Here is an 18,070-nt window from a genome sequence, read left to right on the forward strand (position 1 = left end):
CGAAATATGCGTGGCGTAGTCGCATTCCTCCGACAACCGCAAACGCCGTGGCGGTGTATATTGGCGCTGCGGCGGGTGATCCTTGCGCGCCTATCCCTGGAATACGATCAATGACAAAAAAAACTCCTTTCATAGACAGCCTCTCGACCACGATCAAGCAGCATCTGGACCAGCTGCCGCAGGCCGAAAAGCGCCTGGCGAATGTGATACTGGAGTCGCCCGGCCAGCTGGCCAGCTATTCGGCTTCGGAAGTGACGCGTATGGCGGGGGTGTCCAACGCGACGATGACGCGACTGGTCCATCGGCTGGGCTATGAGAATTACGATCAGATGCGCCGCCTGGCGCGCGAAGGCAAGGACTGGGGCTCGCCGCTGTATCTGATGGATCGCCGCGAATCGGACGAGGGAGGAAAGGATGGCGGTCCGTTCGACCGCCATGTGTCGGCCAGCGTGCAAAACATCCAGCGCACTTTCGCGGGCATGTCGGCGGCACAGGTGGGCGAAGTCGGCACCGCGATCGCGAAGGCGCGGCAGGTGCGCGTGTTCGGCCAACGAAACAACTATTTTTTTGCCGCGTATCTGCGCTGGCAGTTCATCCAGTTTCGCAGCAACGTGTATCTACTTCCGGTATCAGGGGAAACGATGGCGGAGTATCTGGTGGGATTGCAGCCGAACGATATTTTCATCGTGTTCGGACTGCGCAGGCGCACGCCGGGCTTGGGAGCGCTGATCGCCGCCGTGGGGCGGGCAGGCGTGAAGACAGTGCTGATCACCGATTCGTCGAATCACAGCGACCTTGGCGCCACCTGGGTGTTGAAGTGCGATACGGTCAGCGCCACGCCGCTGGACAATCATGCGGCGGTGATGGCGCTGTGCCACGTGCTGGCGTCGCAGTTGATCGACAAGACCGGCCAGGCCGGCCGCCAGCGTTTGATCAAGATCGAGGAGCTGCACGCACAGCTCAATGAGCTGTGAGCGCGGCCGAATCAAAAATCACACGCCCGGGTCGCGCACCTTATCGACCTTGTCGAACTCCACGTTGAAGAAGGAGCCGCCCGTGGCCTCCGCCTTGCGGATATAAACCGTTTGCACAATATCGCGGGTGCCGGCATCGATGCTGACCGGCCCGCGCACGCTGGTCCACTCCATGCCCTTCATCGCCGCCAACAGCTTGTCGCCGTTGCTGTCGCCGGCGGTCTTCTTGAGCGCCGCATACAGCAGATGCATGCCGTCATACGCGCCGACCGAATGGAAGTTGGGCCGCATCCCCTTGTTCGCCTTGCCGAACGCCTCGACATACGCCTTGTTCTCCGCAGACGGATGCGCGGCCGAATAATGATGGCTGCTGACCACACCTGCGGCGGCAGGTCCGATGCTCGCCATCAGGTCGTCGTCCAATACATCCCCGGTGCAGATCAGGCGAATGCCGGCGCCGGCCAAACCGCGCTCGGTGAACTGTTTAAGCACCGCCGCGCCCTCGCCCGAAGGCACGAACACAAACAACGCGTCCGGTTTCAAATCCTTCACCTTGGCCAGGAACGGCGCGTAATCAGGATTGCGCAACGGCGCGCGCAAGCTCTCGACCACTTTTCCACCACCTTCGTTGAAATCCTTGACGAATACCTTCTCGGCGTCCAGCCCGGGGCCGTAGTCGCTCACCAGGGTCACCACGGTCTTCATCTTGTTCTTGGCGGCCCATTGCGCCATCGGCGCGGTCACCTGCGCCAGCGTGAATCCGGTGCGCACGATGTACGGCGAGCGTTGCGGAATGACCGACGTCGCGGCGGCCATCACGATCATCGGCACCTTGGCCTGCGTGGCCACCGGCGCGGCGGCGAAGGCCAGCGGCGTCAGGCCGAAGCCGGCCAGCACCTGCACCTTGTCGCGCGAGACCAGTTCCTGCGCCAGTCGCTTGGTGACATCCGGCGCTACCCCACCGTCGTCCTTGAGGATGATTTCGATCTGACGCCCGGCGACGGTGGCGCCGTTCTGCTGCATGAACAATTTGACTGCCGCCTCGATCTGGCGGCCGGTGGAAGCGAACGGTCCGGACATGGGCACGATCAGACCCACCTTCAACGGCTCGGCGGCTGCGGCGACGGCCGGCAGCACGCCGGCGGACAAGGCTGCAGCGCCCAGCAGGATGTGACGGCGATGCGTATTGATATTCTCTGACATGGTGTCTCCTTCTTGTTTTTTATAGGTCGAGCACGAGGGTCGGGCTTTTGGAACGGGAACAGCAAGGGGTGAACTGGTCGTTGGCCGCTTGTTCTTCTTCGGTCAAATACAAATCGCGATGATCCGGCACGCCTTCGATCACGCGTGTCAGGCAAGTGCCGCACACGCCCTGCTCGCAGGAAGCCGCCACAAACACGCCGGCGTCGCGCAGCACCTGCATCACGGTGACGCCGGCGGGAACAGTGTAACTCGCGCCGGTGGACGATAGTTTGACTTCGAAGGCCTGGTCGCCACCGGTGTCGACGGCTGCCGCGCCGAAGTACTCAAGGTGCAGCTGCGCCTCCGGCCACTTCTGCGCGGCGGCAGTCGCCTTCACGTAGTCGATAAAGCCGGCCGGGCCGCAAAAATAGATGTGGGTGTCGCGATCCAATCCTGCCAGCAGCGCGGCCAGATCCAGCTTTTGCTCGGACGCGCCGCTATCGTAGTGAAAGTACACCTGCTCGGCGAAGGGCGAAGCGGCGATGCGCTCGCGGAAGGCCGTACGCTCGGGCGAACGCGCACAGTAGTGCATCTCGAAATCCGCGCCTTGGGCCGACAACGCTTCCGCCATCGCCAGCACGGGTGTCACGCCGATGCCGCCAGCCAGCAACAGGCTGCGTCTGGCCTCCACCAGCGGGAAGTGATTTTTCGGCGCGCTGATGGTCAGCGCCGCCCCGGCGTGGATATTCTCGTGCATGCCTTGCGATCCGCCGCGCGATGCCGGATCGCGCAACACGCCGATCAGGTAGCGGTGGGTTTCGTGCGGCGGATTGCACAGCGAGTACTGGCGCACCAGATTCGGCCCCACATGCACGTCGATGTGCGAACCGGCGCTGAAGGCAGGCAGCGGCAATCCATCCGCGCTGACCAGCTCATAGCTGCAGATATCCTCCGCTTCGCTGGTGCGGCGCTCGACCCGGACGTTCAGCAAGTCGGCGCTCATGCCGCCTGCTCCGGCTTCCGTGGCGCGTTCTCCTTCTCCATCCACTGATCCAGAAGACGGCGCGACTGCACGCCACCGGCGTCGATATTCAACATCAGCAGCTTGCGATCGGGATGGCGCAGGATGTTCTGCTGCTGCAGCTCCAGCATTTCCTGGTCTTCGGCGAAGATCTTGCCCTGCCCTTCGCGTATGGTCGCCGTCAATTCCTTGTCCTCCGGCTTGAAGTTGCGCGCCATGCCCCAGAAGTACCAGTGCGACGTCTCCGTCTCCGGCGTGATGAAGTCGACCACGATGCTGGACGCCTTGAACTTCGGATCGGCGTCGTAGCCGCCATTGCCGGCGTGTGCCACGCCCACCTCGATCATCACGTGCGATGGCGGCGTGAAACGGCAAACCTGCCAGCGATCGACCGGCACGTCGTCGGCCAGGCCATTGCCGCGCAGGGCCGAGCGCCAGAACGGCGGCGCCATGATGTTTTCCATATAGCGGCTGGTGATGACTTCCTCGCCCTCGACGCGGGTGTTGACCGGCGCCTCGTCGATTTCCTTCTGGCCGATGCTCGACGCGTGCACATAGGTCTCGTGCGTCAGGTCCATCAGGTTGTCGATCATCAGGCGGTATTCACATTGAATGTGATACAAGCCGCCGCCGTAAGCCCATTCCGGATTGTCCGCCCATTCCAGATGGTGGATCAGGGCCGGATCGGCCAGTTCCTTGTCGCCGGTCCAGACCCAGATGAAGCCATAGCGCTCCTCCACCGGATAGCTGCGAATGCAGGGGAAGCCGCGCACACGCTGGCCGGGCATGCTGATGACCTTACCGTCGCAGCCCATCTCCAGGCCGTGGTAGCCGCACACCAGCTGCCCCTCGCGCACGAAGCCCAGCGACAGCGGCGCGCCGCGATGCGGACAAAAATCCTCCACCGCCGCCACTTTGCCCTCGGCGCCACGGTAGAAAACGATTTTCTCGCCGCAGATCTGGCGGCCCAAGGGTTTGGTTTCAATCTCGTCGGGCGTGCAAGCCACGTACCAGGTGTTTTTTGGATACATCTTGTCTCCTTGTTGGTTTTCAGCTTAACATTCAGTGCACTGAATATCGTAAAGTATAGACCGGAAAACGCGGAAGTAAACACCCAGGCCCAATTCTTTTTGTATTGCGCCGCACAAGCAGAGAATACGCCATGCCAGAAACCGAAAGCACTTTGACCAATTTATACGAACATCCCGGGCACTTGCTGCGCCGCGCGCAGCAGATATCGGTGTCGATTTTCTACGACGAGATGGGCGGCGAACTGACGCCGGTGCAGTACGCGATGCTGCGCAACCTGGCCGGCAATCCCGGCATCGACCAGGTCTCGCTGTCGTCCAGCAGCGGCATCGACACCTCCACCGGTGCTACCGTGTGCGCGCGGCTGGAGGAAAAAGGTCTGCTGGAACGCAAGGTCATTCCGACCAACCGCCGCCAGCGCGCGCTGACCATCACCCGCGCAGGACAACAGCTGCTGGACGATATGATCCCGGGAGCGCAACGCCTGCGCCGCCGCCTTCTGGCGCCGCTGAGCAGCGAGGAGCAGCTCAAGTTCATGGAGTTATTGACCAAGCTGGTACAGGAAAACAATGAGCAAAGCCGCGCGCCGTTGACTGCGCCGGCCAGCCCTTCGGTATTTGCGGGCGCGGCGCCTGGACGCGGTGCTAGCTAATTGAACGATTTGCTCGAGCCACATCATAGTTAAATGATCTCTTTTGCCCACCACCTCATCGTCAGACTATAGATCTTTGCTGAACAAAGTATTGATGTTATTGGCAGGCAAACTGTATAGATTATCTTTTGCCGAGATTGGAATACTCAACAGCCTTTTCGGGCGTGGCGTCATCTACGATTTAGGTCAGAAAAGCTTCCTTGCCGGAATAAGGCTGCGGGATGCGGAAGAAAGTGACAGTCGCCCATGTATTCGCTGCAGTCAGGAATCCACGCCGATTCTTCGATCTTACCGTCAAGGAATTAGGCTGATACTCCCGGAGTTCTATACGTTTTCAATATTTCTCGGAACTCATTTTTGATTAAATACCTCGAAAAAATAGGATCACCTCCAATCGCTAAATTTCTTTTTTTTACTATCCAATCATATTTCTTACATATTTTTATATAAGAAAGTTCGCCACGATCTAAATTTTCTTTTATTTCAGCCAACTGCGCGCGAAGATTTTTTTCTTCAAGATCCAAATATCGCAAGAACAAAATTTGGTTGATTATTGTCACTCTATTTCCTTTAGCCTCGGCTGCATCGATTGCCTGAGATTTCCTGCTACAAAGCGCAAGTAGATAATTATAGAAATTAATGTATAGCATTCCGTCCTCGTCTTCGTCTACTATTTTTGCCCCTCCATACATAGTAATTTGCAAATAATTAATTTTCTCAACTAATTTTAAATTATTTTTTATATCGTTAGAAAATATTATTCTCGGATAAATCGCATTTTTTGATTCAAGTTCATACGCTTCAATCGCTCCCGCACCAACCAATTTTTCACCATTGGTTCTAGAGAATTTATTGGATGCGCCACCTCGAACAAAGAACCCATCTTCTATGCAAGCAGTTGTGTATTCAATTATCCTCAATGCCGCTATAAGTACTGCATTTGCAGAATGAGTAAGCCTTACAGACTCAGGAATACTTTTTATACTTCTCGGGCTAAACGCAACAAAAATAGAATCAGAAATGAAGCAATAATCTATATTGTAATGTTTATATAGATCAAAACCACCTTCCTCTCCGATGGCTTTATAACTTTTTCTTTGCGACTCGGAGTTAGTAGCTCTAAATATATCAGCATTTTCTGTCATTTTATTGAGAAATTTTTCCGCAACTTTATCATCAGAAATTTTTCGAACAACTTCCGAATAACCAAGATGGTCGATAAAGAAACATATGGGCTCAAGCTTAATCACTGCTTCGTTTCTTTCATATTTACATTTATATCTATATCAGCACAGCACTTTAGAGCCGAAATAATCATCTAAGCGTGCAGCAGCACAAATAGGCAGATTTTTTTAACCTCGTCAGCACAAGTGACGAAGTGCACTTCCACAAATTCGCGGATTTTTTTTAATGACGTTTCATTTAAATCTCTGAGCAATTGTTGCTACCATCTTTGAACCCTTCACGTGCTCGGTTGAATCGCTATTTCTCCAATAAAGTTCCTCCCCCACAAACGAAAGATCTTTCTGGGGTGGGATAATTATGACTATAACTCCTAAACCAGAATAGGAGTTGTAATCGATGTGGGACAACACCGAGGCCTTAAGCTTTTCTGACAGTAACGACGCTTTAATGCCATTTTTTATTTTTGACAAATATTCCTCTGGAGAGATCCCAAGCACTTTCGCCTCTCGAACTACGCCAACCACATCCCGAGCACCAATCTTGATAGATTTTATTTTATCAATTTTTTCAATCTTCTGGGTGTCAGCAGATTTATTTGAAACACCGATGAGTAATTTACCACTCCGATCTGGGCCGTTGTTAGCAATTGCGCATATGGTATGAATAAGTTTATCAATCATCCCCGGATCAATGACGCGTTTCGGGCCAAGAGTTAGCAGGCCTTGTTTAAGCTCATAATCGGCAAGTTCAAGCTCCGACCGTCGAATTGTCGCGTTAATATCACTAGTTGCATGCCCACCGCCAACAGCCTTCCGTGGCTTTGCATCTATAAAGTAGCGGCCAATAATTCCCTTAACATGGTCAATATTTTTTCGGCGGTCTTCTGGTGACGTTCCTTTTCGACCGCTATCTAATTTAGAACCGATATTACTTATTGCTTTTTTCACTCCTGGATAATCGGAAATCTGTTTCTTTTCATTGATAATCAACTCATGCATTGCAAGTGCAACAGTGGAAAATATTGCGGGGAAAGGGTTGGTATTCTTTGTTTTGAATACTAGGTCTCTCAGCTTTACAGGTTTTCCAACATGACATACCTTTAATATCTCATCAATGCAGAGCTTAAATTCATCTCCTAAACTCTCCGCCCCATAAACTTTAAGAGCATTCTCAATTCTATCCGACTCTAAACTCTCTGGTTCGTACAAGTTATCTAACGCGTCTTTCGATCGTCCAATCAGCTGGCCACCAGCAATGCAAGCCGTAATGTCCGCAATACACTGCTCATCCAAACTATCACGTAAATCAGTAGATCTCAATATGCCTTGATTTACCCAAAATACTTCGTCTGCTTGAATATCGTATCCATGTTTGGTTTTCGGAAGGTCTACACTAATCGACGGCATCAACTTTAAAGGAAGAATCTCTTTCGATTCGTCTCCGCGAATTGTGCAGGCAATCTTACGGACCATATTGGAAAAATCATTCTGAATTCCAGACTGCCGCCGCTCTTGATCACTTAATCGATGGCCGTAAGTATTAATGCGATCGAAAACATCGTTGATCTCATTGTCTGAAGCATTGCGCATTACGGACAAGGCCATAACGTAATCGAGTAAAATACTCACCTCTTTAGAGTGCAAGTATTTTGCGCCTTTTATTTCTTTAAAATCACCATTCGTCGCGCGACTCTTTGCCGTAGGGAATAGTTTTAAATTAAAATATTTTTCCTCTGCCGTTGGGAAGCCATGTTCTATAAATGAGACGATAGCGTGCAAGCGTTGCAGCCCATCAATAATCTCAAATTTCCCGGATTTATCTTGGGTTTCAGCAATAAGAATTGCAGGAATGGGATATTTTTTTAAAATGGAATCAATCAATTTTTGTTTTTCTTCTAGAGTCCACACTAGCTTGCGCTGATACCGCCGATTTACAAAAAGCTGGTCGTTATTATACCAAGCGTAAATTGCTTGAATTGGTGTTGGTTGTGCGGCCATGTCAGACATTATAATTCCCTTATATTAATAACAAGCGTAGAACTCAGTTATTTCTTATCGTCATTTTTTCCACTCTTCATTAATAGGAGGGTTCTATCATCATCTTCTAAATAACGAGAATACAATACGAAAAATCACGATCCGTATGACAATTTTTAAATTTCAACGCCGAGTTGTAGTTCATTTGAGATCACAAACCAGAGTGTATGAAGGACTTAAACGATCCACAAATTATCTGATGACCTCCATAGCGAGTGCACGATACACAGATACTTGCCTTAGAAATTCTGCAATAAGTACTAGGATTGCGGATTCAATCGTAAGTAGCTACAAGAATAACGATTTTCCCATGAGGAAATCTCACACATTGTCACGACGCCAGAAGTATTCCGTGATCCTTGGACGTGTCACCAACAATAATCGTTATCTTCTTACTAACACAATTCCGTTTGAGTACTCAGCAGGTCAATACGCATTTTGTGCTAGGGCGCAATCGCGACCGCTCGATAGCCTTGTTGAAACGCCAGCCACCACAATTAGTCCGCAAACAGCTCGACGATCACTGAACGCAGCCACGCGTTGGCGCCGTCCTTGGCGAACTTGCGGTGCCAATACTGCTTCAGATCGAATCGCGGTATCTCCATCGGCGGCTCCATCAGCTTGATCGCCGCGAACTGCGCAAAGCTCTCCCCCACCGCGCGCGGCACGGTCGCCACCAGGTCGCCGGCCGAGATCAAAAACGGAATCGACATGAAGTGCGGCGTCTCCAGCACCACGCGGCGACGTATCCGCCTGCGTATCAGGAACTGCTCGAACAGTTCCTGGCTGCGGCCTTCGGCGCGTATCACCGCGTGGCCCATCTCCAGGAACTGCTTCATGCTCAGCGTCCGGCGGCGCTGATGATGCACGGAGCTGAGCAGGCAAACGAAGGAGTGCGAGAACAAACGCTGTTGGAAAAAATTGCGGTTCTTCAGATCCGGAAAATAGCCGACCGCCAGATCGACATCGCCCTGCTCCAGCGCCAGCGCCAGCTCGCGCGGCGGCATCGTCACGGAACAGATGCTGGCGCCCGGCGCGTCCCGCCTTAAGCGGTCGAGCAACCTCGGTAAAAAAGTCATCTCGCCGATATCCGACAGCGCCACCGTGAATTTGCGCTCGGTGGTGGCGGGATCGAACTGCACGCTGGCCAGCACCCCGGTCTCCAGCCGCTGCAAGATATCCCGGGTGGGACTGACCAGAGCCAGCGCGCGCGGCGTCGGCTCCATCCCGTGCGCCGTGCGAATGAAAAGAGGATCGCCGAGGGCCTTGCGCAATTTATTCAGCGCCACGCTGACCGCCGGCTGGCTCATACCCAACTTGCGCGCGGCGCCGCTGACACTGCGCTCCTCATGGATGGCCAGCGCCACCGGCAACAGGTTCAGATCGAATGTCGCCATGTTTTTGTCTCCCACCTCAATTTGAAAATCGCATAAACATTATGCAGTAAATTCTATTTTCAAATACGGCTACTTGCGTGATCATAGCCTCACAACAAAGCTGTAAAACAACCACAACGGAGACAACCATGTATCGCATTCCACTTACGCTGGCGGGCGCCCTGCTATCCATCTCTTTACACGGTCACGCGGAGGAAACGCAGCCGGTGCGCATCGGCGTCATCACCTCCCTAAGCGGTGTGGCAGCGCCTAGCGGCGAGCAAATGAAGGCCGGTATCGATACCTGGCTGCGCATGAACGGCGACACCGTCGCCGGCAGGAAGCTGGAAGTCATTTACAAGGACGATACGGGCGCCCAGGCCGATGTCGCCAAGCGCCTGGCGACCGAATTAATCAGCCGCGACAAAATCGACATCCTCGCAGGTTTCGTTTTCACGCCCAACGCCATGTCGGCGGCCGCCGTGGCGGACCGCGCAAAGAAACCAATGGTGGTCATGAATGCTGCGGCGTCGACGATCACCACCCGATCGCCGTACATCACGCGCACCTCCTACACCATCGCGCAGTCGGTCAAGCCGCTGGCCGAATGGGCCTACAAGACCGGCTCGCGCCGCGTGTTCTCCATCGTCGCGGACTACGCGCCGGGGCATGACGCGCACACCTGGTTCACCAGCAGCTTTACCGCGCTGGGTGGAGCCATCGTCGACAGCGTCAAAGTGCCGCTGACCACAATCGACTTCAGCGCCTACCTGCAGCGCATCAAGGATGCCAAGCCGGACGCCATCCACGTCTTCCTACCCAACGGCCAGCCCATGGTCTCGTTCATGAAGGCTTACAAGGAGAAAGGGCTGGATAAAGCCGGCATCCGCTTCCTTGGCGGCGAAGGCTGGGCCGATGAAGATGTCTTGAACGCCGCCGGCGAGGCGATGAACGGTATCTACACCGCCGGTTTCTACTCGTCGTTCCGCCCCGGCGCGGAGAACGCCGCCTTCACAGCGGCATTCGCCAAAACCGTCAACGGCCGTTTCAAGTCCAACTTCCAGGCAGCATCCGCCTATGACGGCATGGCCTTGATCGCCGCCACCCTGACCCGCACCAAAGGCAACGCCGACGGCCCCACTTTCATGGCCGCGCTAAAAGGCTACAAGGCCGCCAGTCCGCGAGGTACGGTCGGCATCGACGACAAGACCAACGACATCGTCCAGACCATCTACATCCGCCGCATCGACAAACTGGCCGATGGCCGCTACGGCGCCACCGAGATAGACCGCTACGACGGCGTGCGCGATCCCGCCAAACCCAACTAAATCAATCCACAGGAGTAAAGTCATGTTCCCTCTGAATCAATGGTATGTCGCGGGCTTCGCGTGGGAGTTGCAAGACAAACCGCTGGCGCGCACGCTGCTCAATCAACCCATCGTTTTGTTCCGCACCGCCGCCGGCGAGATCGCCGCGTTGGAGGATCGCTGCTGCCACCGCAGCGTGCCGCTTTCCTGCGGTTCCATCGATGGCGGCGGCATCCGCTGCGGCTACCACGGCCTGCTGTATGCCCCGAGCGGCGTATGCATCGAGATTCCGGGCCAGGTGAAAATCCCCGGCAAGGCCAAGGTCAAGGCCTATACGTCGGCGGTACGCAACCAGGTGATCTGGATCTGGTTCGGCGCCGATGCGGACAGCCAGCCGTCCGGCCCTCCACCCGAGGTGCCGGCCCACGACGATCCGCACTACCGCTACAAGGGCGGCGCCTTCCACTATCAGGCGCCGTATCAGCTGATCCACGACAACCTGCTGGACCTCAGCCACGTCGGCTACGTGCACGGCAAAACCATCGGCGGCAACGCCCGCACCCACATGGAGGCTCCCACCACGGTGACTTCCGAGGGCGACAACGTGCGCGTGGTGCGATGGATGAAAGGCTCGCAGCCGCCGGCCACCTACTCCGCCGCCTGGCCATTCAAGGGCGCGATCGACCGCTGGCAGGAAATCGACTTCAAAGGCAGCCATTTGCACATCTTCACCGGCGCCGTCGACGCCGGCGCCGAACCGCTCGACAATCCATTGCGCGGCGGTTTCCATATGCGCGGCTTTCACGGCATCACGCCGGAGACAGATACCACCTCGCACTACTTCTGGACCATGGCCAGTTCCGCCCATCCGGACCAGCCGGACAACGCGGAACTGGTCTACCGCCAGACCGAACAAACCTTCGAGGAGGACCGTGTGATCATCGAGGCGCAGTACCGCAACATGCTGCAGTTCTCCGGCGCTCCGATGATGGACATCCATGTCGACGCCGGTGCCAATCGCGCCCGCCGCATCATCGCGCAGCACATCGCCGAGCAGGCGTGACAGGGATGGAAGCGATCATCACTTCAATCGAGGACTGCGGGGACGTCCGCATCTTCAAACTGCGCGCCGCCGACGGCTCAACGCTCCCGCCATACGAAGCTGGGGCACATATCGACGTCACCCTTGGCAATGGCCTGACACGGCAATACTCGCTATGCTGCCGCCAGCCTTCAAGCGATAGCTACCGAATCGCAGTCAGGCGCGATCCGAACTCGCGCGGCGGCTCCGAGTGGTTGCATCAGGAGGCTGCGGAAGGCAGCACCCTGACGCTAGGCCAGCCGCGCAATGCCTTCTCGCTGCGGCCGTCGACAGGCATGCACCTGCTGTTCGCCGGCGGCATCGGCGTCACGCCGCTGCTGTCGATGACTTACGCGTTGCAGCGCGCCGGCCAGCCTTTCCAGCTAGCGTACTTCGTTCGCGGCGAAGACGCGATTGCCTTCATGGATGAGTTGGAGAACGGCCCACTGGCCGGCCACGTCGTCGTGCTCGCAGGCCTGACGCCGCAAGAGAACGCCGCACGGATCGAGGCCATGATGTATGCCGCACCTGCATCGGAAACCACGGTCTACACCTGCGGCCCGGCGGCGTTCATGGACGCCGTCATCGCTTTGGGCACGGCGCGCTTCGGCGCCAGTTCGGTACACAAGGAATCGTTCGGCGCTCCATCGCCGGCTGCGGGAGAGGCACCGTTCACCCTGCGGCTGGTGCGCTCCGGGCGCGACGTCGATGTCCCCGCCGGTAGCAGTGCGCTCGCATGCCTGCACGACGCCGGCATCACGATTGACTGCTCGTGCGAAGTCGGCGTCTGCGGCACCTGCCGCACGGTTGTACTGGACGGCCGGCCCGAACATCTCGACTCGGTGTTGAGCGACGCGGAAAAGCAGGCCAATGCCTGCTTCATGCCGTGCGTTTCCCGATCACTTACGCCAGTGTTGTATCTCGACCTCTAATCGCATTTCCTCCTGTCAAGCAAACACCTGTTGCGCTAACATGGTTTGTACCGGAACACCGGAAAACAATCCATAACAAGACAGGAGATAACATGAAATCATCCACCCTCGTCCCTTCGCTGGCGGCCATCATGCTGGCCGCCGCGCTGCCGGCGTTCGCGCAGAACGCATCCAAGGCGGAAGTCATTGCACTGGTCGACAAGGCCGTCGCAAACATCGAGAAAAAGGGCGCGGAAGATGCCTGCAAGGACTTCGCCGATCCCAAGGGAGGCTACATCCTGGGCGAGTTGTACGTCTTCGTCCAGGACGAGAAAATGAAGATGACCTGCCACGCGGCCAATCCAAAAATGAACGGCAAGGACATGTCGGAACTGAAGGACGCCAACGGCAAGCGCTTCACCAAGGATATGCTGGACGTCGCGATGTCGAACAAGCCAGGCTGGGTCGATTACACCTGGGTCAATCCGGTGACCAAGGCGCTGGAACCGAAGACCTCTTACATCCGACTGGCGGCCGGCAAGTACACCGTCGGCGTCGGCATCTACAAAAAATAAAGAATAAAAAAGGCGCGCCGCGATGGCGCGCCTGTAAATCTCGTCTGTAAGCCAAAAATTAGGCCACCGACACCAGCTTATCAAGCTTGTCGCCGTCGGCCAGCAGGCTGGCGCTGTCGGAATCATGGACGATGCGACCGCGATCGAGCACGATGGCGCGCTTGGTCAACGACAGCGCCAGGCGCGCGTGCTGCTCCACCACGATCACCGACATGCCCTCCTCCTCCACCAGCTTGCGGATCACCCGCACCAGCTCCTGCACGATGATCGGCGCCAGGCCCTCCATTGGCTCGTCGAGCAGCAGGATGCGCGGATTGGTCATCAGCGCGCGCGCGATCGCCACCATCTGCTGCTCGCCGCCGGACAACTGGTTGCCCATGTTGGTGCGGCGCTCGAACAGACGCGGGAAGATCTGATACACCTTCTGTAAATTCCACGGACCGGGACGCGCGACCACGGTCAAGTGCTCTTCCACCGTCAGCGACGGGAACATATGGCGTTCCTGCGGCACCCAGCCCAGGCCCGAGCGCGAGCGCTTGTGCGTCGGCATGCGCGCGATGTCGTTGCCGTCCCAGCGGATGCCGCCGCCGTGCAGCCGTGTCAATCCCATCAACGTCACCAGCAGGCTGGTTTTACCCACGCCATTGCGGCCCAACAGCGCCAGGCTGTCGCCTTCATTCATCGTAAACGACACATCTTCCAGCACGATAGACTCGCCATAGCCGGCGGTGACTTTATCGAGCGCCAGTAACTCACGCATGTTCGGCCTCCCCCAGATACACTTCCTTCACTCGCGGGTCCGCCGCGATTTCCTCCGGCGTGCCTTCGGTCAGCACCTTCCCGCCCACCATCACGGTGATGCGGTCGGCGAAGCGGAACACCAGCCCCATATCATGTTCGATAAAGAGCACCGTCACATCGCGCGGCAGTTGCGTGAGCACTTCGAACAGCTCCTTGCTTTCGGCCGAAGGGATGCCGGCCGCAGGTTCGTCCAGCAGCAGGATGCGCGGCTTGGTCGCCAGCGCAAGCGCTATCTCCACCAGCCGCTGCTTACCGTAGGCCATGCTGCGGGTGATGCTGTTAGCCTGGTCGGTCAGCTTCAAGGTGGCCAGCAGCTCCATCGCCTCGTCGATAACGTCCGGATGGTTTTCCACCGTCTTGTACCAGACCGACTGCAAGCCGCGACGCTCGCTGATGGCCAGCGCCACCGATTCCAGCACCGTCATCCCCGCGAACAAGGTGTTGAGCTGGAAGGTGCGCGTCATGCCGCGATGTACCCGCTCGTGCTGCGGCAGATTGGTGATGTCCTCGCCGCCCAGATAGACCTTGCCGCTGCTGGGCAAGAAGCCGCCCGTCAGCAGATTGATGAAGGTGGTTTTCCCGGCGCCGTTAGGGCCGATCAGCGCGTGGCGCGCGCCTGGTTCGAAGGTCAGGGTCACATCGCTGTTGGCGACGAATCCGCCCCAGCGCTTGCTCAGGCCTTCGGTGCGCAGTGTGGTGTCCTGGCTCATGCCTGCTCCTTACGGGATGGTTTGAAACGCTGGGCGATCTTCTCCAGGCCACCCAGGATGCCGCCGCGCGCGAACAGCACGATCAGCACAAGCAGCAGGCCGATATAGAACTGCCAGTAGGCCGGATTCAGGCCAGCGATATAGTCCTGCGCCACCATGAACACGGCGGCGCCGATCAGCGCACCGTACAGGCGCCCGGTCCCGCCCAGCACCAGCATGATCAGCAGTTCGGCCGAGCGCGGGAAGCCCAGCGCATCGAGTCCGACAAACTGCGTCGTCTGCGCCAGCAGCGCACCGGCCACGCCGGCGATGGCAGCGGCAGCGGTGAAGATGGCGATCAGGCGGCGATTGACGTTGACGCCCAGCGAAGGCATGCGGCGCACACCTTCGCGGATGCCGATCAGGCTCAGACCGAACGGCGACTTGACCACGCGGCGCAGCACCACGAACAGGATGAACAGCACGGCAAAGCTGTACCAGAAGGCCACCGTTCCGTTCAAGTCGAATTCGAACACGCCGAACAGCTTACCCACCATCATGCCTGACAAGCCATCGACACCACCGGTGATGAAGGACGCCTTGTTGGCCGCTTCGTGCAGCATCAGGCAGATGCCCATGGTGACCATCAATCGCGTCAAGTCCTGGCCGCGTACGACCAGGAACGATGTGACGAAGCCGAACACGCCCGCCACCACCGCGCCGGCCAACAGGCCGCTCAGCGGCTCGCCCCAGCCATGCACCGCCAGCAAACCGGCGGTGTAGGCGCCCAGGCCGAAGAAGGCGGCATGTCCCAGCGAGACGATGCCGGCGTAGCCCAGGATCAGATCCAGCGACAACGCGAACAAGCCGATGATCATGATCTGGCTAATCAGCACCAGATAGCCGGGGAAGAAGAAGTACGCGGCAACCGGCATCAGCCAGAAGACGATTTCCAGCGGCTTCCAGCGATCGTTCGGCAGGTTCAGTTGGCGTTTCTGTAGTGGCGTCATGACGGTCTTTGCGACTGGAACAGGTTTAACTGCGGTTTCGGTAAAGGCGTTCATGCTTTCCTCCGCACCAGGCCAGCCGGGAAGACGATCAGCAGCACAACCATCAGCGCATAGATGACGAAGGCACCGATTTCAGGCACGTAGTATTTGCCGGCGACGTCGAACACGCCCAGTATCAGCGCGGCCAGCAGCGGTCCCTTGATGGTTCCGGCGCCACCCACCGCCACGACAAGCAGGAAGTAGACCATGTATTTGATCGGGAAGGTCGGATCGAGGCCCAGCACGTCGATGCCAAGGCCGCCACCAAGGCCGGCCAAGCCGGAACCCAGCGCGAAGGTCAGGCTGAACACCAGGCTGACGTTGATGCCTAGGCCTGCGGACGCGGTTTGATTGTCGACCGAAGCGCGGATCTGCGCGCCGAAGCGGGTGCGCTCGATCAGCAGTCCAAGCGCGATGGTGATCAATACCACGATACCGATCAGGAACAGCCGGTAGGCGCCGACATCGAGGCCAAACAGCGATACCTGTCCATGCAGCCAGGCCGGCAGCGTGACCGGCTGCTGCGTCGGTCCAAAGAAGAAGGTGGCTGCGGCCACGGACATGAAGGTCAGGCCGATGGAGAACAGCACCTGATCGAGGTGGCTGGCCTTATACAGGCGGCGATACAGCGTCCGCTCCAGCACCAGCCCCACCAAGGCGGAGGCGATGAACGCCAGCGGCAGCGACGCCAGGAACGGCACGCCAAGGCGTGACAGCAGCATCACGCTGACATACCCGCCCAACATCGCGAAAGCGCCGTGGGCCAGGTTAATAAAGTTCATCATCCCCATCGTGACCGACAGGCCGACGCTGATGAGGAAAAGGAGGCTGCCATAGGCGATGCCGTCAAACAGCACGCCGGCGAGATTTCCTAGCATGGCTGCCTCCGTCGATACGCAAGGCGCTCGTTGGCGCCGTTTTTTTGCTTGTTCATTTTGTCTCCTGCACTTGGAACTGCATTAAATCACAGCGTAAATCAACGCGGCTTTACACCCTTTCGATGATCATCGCGATGCCCTGCCCCACGCCGATGCACATGGTGCACAGCGCATAGCGCCCGCCCGTACGCTGCAGCTGATAGGTGGCGGTGGTGACCAGGCGCGCGCCGCTCATGCCCAGCGGATGGCCCAGGGCGATCGCGCCGCCGTTGGGATTAACGCGTGGATCGTCGGCGCTCAGACCCAGTTCGCGCAGCACGGCCAGGCCTTGCGCGGCGAATGCTTCGTTCAATTCGATCAGGTCCATCTGCTCCAGCGTCAACCCGGTCTGGCGCAGCAGCTTTTGCACCGCCGGCACCGGACCGATGCCCATCACGCGCGGCGCCACGCCCGCCGTGGCCATGCCGACGATGCGCGCGAGCGGCTTGAGGCCGTGCTTTTGCATGGCGTCGCCACTGGCGATCAGCAGCGCGCAGGCGCCGTCGTTGATGCCGGAGGCGTTACCGGCGGTGACGCTGCCTTCGGGACGCACGACGCCTTTCAGCTTGGCCAGCGCCTCCATGCTCGTCGCGCGCGGATGCTCGTCCTGCGCGAAGACGACAGGGTCGCCTTTCTTCTGCGGGATCGACACCGGCACGATCTCGCGTTCGAAAACGCCTGCGGCGATCGCCGCCGCGGCCCGCTCCTGGCTCGCCAACGCGAACGCATCCTGGTCCAGGCGGCTGACGCTGAAATCCTGGGCGACGTTTTCCGCCGTCTCCGGCATCGTGTCGGTGCCGTAGGCTTCCTTCATCTTCTTGTTGACGAAACGCCAGCCCATTGTCGTATCCTGCAGCGAGGCGCTGCGCGAGAAGGCCGAATCGGCCTTGCCCATCACGAAAGGCGCGCGCGTCATCGATTCGACGCCGCCCGCGATCATCAGGCAGGCGTCGCCGGCCTGGATCGCGCGCGCCGCAGTGCCCACGGCATCCATGCCGGAGCCGCAAAGACGGTTCAAGGTGGTGCCGGGCACCTGCTCCGGCAGTCCGGCCAGCAGCGCCGACATGCGCGCGACGTTGCGGTTATCCTCGCCCGCCTGGTTGGCGCAGCCGTAGATCACATCGTCCACCTGGTCCCATTGGACGCCTGGATTGCGCTTCATCAGTTCGCGCAGCGGCACCGCGCCCAGGTCGTCGGCACGCACGTCCTTCAGCGCGCCGCCGTAACGGCCGATCGGGGTGCGGATCGCGTCGCAGATATATGCTTCGTTCATGTTTCGATCCTC

General features: G+C 57.8%; 17 protein-coding genes. 6 read left to right on the forward strand and 11 right to left on the reverse strand.

The window, feature by feature from the left end; all coding sequences use genetic code 11:
* Positions 1 to 110: 110 nt before the first annotated feature.
* Positions 111 to 974 (forward strand): MurR/RpiR family transcriptional regulator, encoded by an 864-nt coding sequence (locus tag AC07P1_RS20255; RefSeq protein ID WP_494697505.1) that lies wholly within the window; start codon positions 111 to 113, stop codon positions 972 to 974.
* 18 nt (positions 975 to 992) lie between these two features.
* Here the strand turns inward: AC07P1_RS20255 and AC07P1_RS20260 are convergent, their stop codons facing one another.
* The 3 genes from AC07P1_RS20260 to AC07P1_RS20270 are packed head-to-tail and all read right to left on the reverse strand — an operon-like array spanning position 993 to position 4,208.
* Entirely contained in the window at positions 993 to 2,177 is a 1,185-nt protein-coding gene (locus AC07P1_RS20260) for an ABC transporter substrate-binding protein (protein ID WP_315217156.1), read from the reverse strand.
* 19 nt (positions 2,178 to 2,196) lie between these two features.
* Positions 2,197 to 3,159 (reverse strand): PDR/VanB family oxidoreductase, encoded by a 963-nt coding sequence (locus AC07P1_RS20265; protein ID WP_494697506.1) that lies wholly within the window; start codon positions 3,157 to 3,159, stop codon positions 2,197 to 2,199.
* Complete coding sequence (locus AC07P1_RS20270; protein ID WP_494697507.1) at positions 3,156 to 4,208, reverse strand: aromatic ring-hydroxylating dioxygenase subunit alpha; 1,053 nt, start codon at positions 4,206 to 4,208, stop codon at positions 3,156 to 3,158. Before AC07P1_RS20270 ends, AC07P1_RS20265 begins: the two co-directional genes overlap by 4 nt.
* Before the next feature lie 131 nt (positions 4,209 to 4,339).
* On the opposite strand from AC07P1_RS20270, the gene AC07P1_RS20275 reads away from it, so the two are divergent.
* Positions 4,340 to 4,858, forward strand: a complete 519-nt coding sequence (locus AC07P1_RS20275; protein WP_494697508.1) for a MarR family winged helix-turn-helix transcriptional regulator — start codon at positions 4,340 to 4,342, stop codon at positions 4,856 to 4,858.
* A gap of 302 nt (positions 4,859 to 5,160) precedes the next feature.
* Here AC07P1_RS20275 and AC07P1_RS20280 read toward each other — a convergent pair whose 3' ends face one another.
* From AC07P1_RS20280 to AC07P1_RS20290, 3 genes are all read right to left on the reverse strand, one after another.
* Positions 5,161 to 6,108, reverse strand: coding sequence for a hypothetical protein (locus tag AC07P1_RS20280; protein WP_494697509.1), 948 nt, complete (start codon positions 6,106 to 6,108; stop codon positions 5,161 to 5,163).
* A gap of 168 nt (positions 6,109 to 6,276) precedes the next feature.
* Positions 6,277 to 8,049, reverse strand: a complete 1,773-nt coding sequence (locus AC07P1_RS20285) for a GmrSD restriction endonuclease domain-containing protein (protein ID WP_494697510.1) — start codon at positions 8,047 to 8,049, stop codon at positions 6,277 to 6,279.
* A gap of 527 nt (positions 8,050 to 8,576) precedes the next feature.
* Positions 8,577 to 9,476 carry a LysR family transcriptional regulator gene (locus tag AC07P1_RS20290; RefSeq protein ID WP_494697511.1) on the reverse strand — a complete coding sequence of 300 codons (900 nt, stop codon included), beginning with the start codon at positions 9,474 to 9,476 and terminating at the stop codon, positions 8,577 to 8,579.
* A gap of 128 nt (positions 9,477 to 9,604) precedes the next feature.
* On the opposite strand from AC07P1_RS20290, the gene AC07P1_RS20295 reads away from it, so the two are divergent.
* The 4 genes from AC07P1_RS20295 to AC07P1_RS20310 all read left to right on the forward strand — a co-directional run bounded on the left by AC07P1_RS20295 (position 9,605) and on the right by AC07P1_RS20310 (position 13,329).
* Positions 9,605 to 10,783, forward strand: coding sequence for an ABC transporter substrate-binding protein (locus AC07P1_RS20295; RefSeq protein WP_494697512.1), 1,179 nt, complete (start codon positions 9,605 to 9,607; stop codon positions 10,781 to 10,783).
* A gap of 22 nt (positions 10,784 to 10,805) precedes the next feature.
* A complete protein-coding gene (locus AC07P1_RS20300) occupies positions 10,806 to 11,825 on the forward strand; it encodes a Rieske 2Fe-2S domain-containing protein (RefSeq protein WP_494697513.1) in 1,020 nt (339 codons plus the stop codon).
* Positions 11,826 to 11,830: 5 nt separating this feature from the next.
* On the forward strand, positions 11,831 to 12,775 hold the full coding sequence (locus AC07P1_RS20305) for a PDR/VanB family oxidoreductase (RefSeq protein WP_494697514.1): 945 nt from the start codon (positions 11,831 to 11,833) through the stop codon (positions 12,773 to 12,775).
* Positions 12,776 to 12,867: 92 nt separating this feature from the next.
* Entirely contained in the window at positions 12,868 to 13,329 is a 462-nt protein-coding gene (locus tag AC07P1_RS20310) for a cache domain-containing protein (protein WP_494697515.1), read from the forward strand.
* A 58-nt stretch (positions 13,330 to 13,387) separates the two neighbouring features.
* Here AC07P1_RS20310 and AC07P1_RS20315 read toward each other — a convergent pair whose 3' ends face one another.
* From AC07P1_RS20315 to pcaF, 5 genes are all read right to left on the reverse strand, one after another.
* Positions 13,388 to 14,089, reverse strand: coding sequence for an ABC transporter ATP-binding protein (locus AC07P1_RS20315; RefSeq protein WP_494697516.1), 702 nt, complete (start codon positions 14,087 to 14,089; stop codon positions 13,388 to 13,390).
* On the reverse strand, positions 14,082 to 14,840 hold the full coding sequence (locus tag AC07P1_RS20320) for an ABC transporter ATP-binding protein (RefSeq protein ID WP_494697517.1): 759 nt from the start codon (positions 14,838 to 14,840) through the stop codon (positions 14,082 to 14,084). Before AC07P1_RS20320 ends, AC07P1_RS20315 begins: the two co-directional genes overlap by 8 nt.
* Positions 14,837 to 15,829 (reverse strand): branched-chain amino acid ABC transporter permease, encoded by a 993-nt coding sequence (locus AC07P1_RS20325; RefSeq protein ID WP_494697518.1) that lies wholly within the window; start codon positions 15,827 to 15,829, stop codon positions 14,837 to 14,839. The genes AC07P1_RS20320 and AC07P1_RS20325 overlap by 4 nt, the downstream gene beginning before the upstream one ends.
* A 50-nt stretch (positions 15,830 to 15,879) precedes the next feature.
* Positions 15,880 to 16,746, reverse strand: a complete 867-nt coding sequence (locus tag AC07P1_RS20330) for a branched-chain amino acid ABC transporter permease (RefSeq protein ID WP_315219626.1) — start codon at positions 16,744 to 16,746, stop codon at positions 15,880 to 15,882.
* A 109-nt stretch (positions 16,747 to 16,855) separates the two neighbouring features.
* Complete coding sequence (gene pcaF, locus AC07P1_RS20335; RefSeq protein WP_494697519.1) at positions 16,856 to 18,058, reverse strand: 3-oxoadipyl-CoA thiolase; 1,203 nt, start codon at positions 18,056 to 18,058, stop codon at positions 16,856 to 16,858.
* Positions 18,059 to 18,070: the final 12 nt, after the last annotated feature.

The organism is Duganella sp. GW821-FHT07F09 (assembly GCF_059418705.1).

Bases quoted from the DNA above. Each gene is read 5' to 3' on its own strand.
- AC07P1_RS20315 (WP_494697516.1), bottom strand. From the start codon at position 14,089: ATGCGTGAGTTACTGGCGCTCGATAAAGTCACCGCCGGCTATGGCGAG.
- AC07P1_RS20290 (WP_494697511.1), bottom strand. From the start codon at position 9,476: ATGGCGACATTCGATCTGAACCTGTTGCCGGTGGCGCTGGCCATCCAT.
- AC07P1_RS20270 (WP_494697507.1), bottom strand. From the start codon at position 4,208: ATGTATCCAAAAAACACCTGGTACGTGGCTTGCACGCCCGACGAGATT.
- AC07P1_RS20265 (WP_494697506.1), bottom strand. From the start codon at position 3,159: ATGAGCGCCGACTTGCTGAACGTCCGGGTCGAGCGCCGCACCAGCGAA.
- pcaF (WP_494697519.1), bottom strand. From the start codon at position 18,058: ATGAACGAAGCATATATCTGCGACGCGATCCGCACCCCGATCGGCCGT.
- AC07P1_RS20310 (WP_494697515.1), top strand. From the start codon at position 12,868: ATGAAATCATCCACCCTCGTCCCTTCGCTGGCGGCCATCATGCTGGCC.
- AC07P1_RS20255 (WP_494697505.1), top strand. From the start codon at position 111: ATGACAAAAAAAACTCCTTTCATAGACAGCCTCTCGACCACGATCAAG.
- AC07P1_RS20320 (WP_494697517.1), bottom strand. From the start codon at position 14,840: ATGAGCCAGGACACCACACTGCGCACCGAAGGCCTGAGCAAGCGCTGG.
- AC07P1_RS20260 (WP_315217156.1), bottom strand. From the start codon at position 2,177: ATGTCAGAGAATATCAATACGCATCGCCGTCACATCCTGCTGGGCGCT.
- AC07P1_RS20285 (WP_494697510.1), bottom strand. From the start codon at position 8,049: ATGTCTGACATGGCCGCACAACCAACACCAATTCAAGCAATTTACGCT.
- AC07P1_RS20330 (WP_315219626.1), bottom strand. From the start codon at position 16,746: ATGCTAGGAAATCTCGCCGGCGTGCTGTTTGACGGCATCGCCTATGGC.
- AC07P1_RS20300 (WP_494697513.1), top strand. From the start codon at position 10,806: ATGTTCCCTCTGAATCAATGGTATGTCGCGGGCTTCGCGTGGGAGTTG.
- AC07P1_RS20325 (WP_494697518.1), bottom strand. From the start codon at position 15,829: ATGACGCCACTACAGAAACGCCAACTGAACCTGCCGAACGATCGCTGG.
- AC07P1_RS20275 (WP_494697508.1), top strand. From the start codon at position 4,340: ATGCCAGAAACCGAAAGCACTTTGACCAATTTATACGAACATCCCGGG.
- AC07P1_RS20295 (WP_494697512.1), top strand. From the start codon at position 9,605: ATGTATCGCATTCCACTTACGCTGGCGGGCGCCCTGCTATCCATCTCT.
- AC07P1_RS20305 (WP_494697514.1), top strand. From the start codon at position 11,831: ATGGAAGCGATCATCACTTCAATCGAGGACTGCGGGGACGTCCGCATC.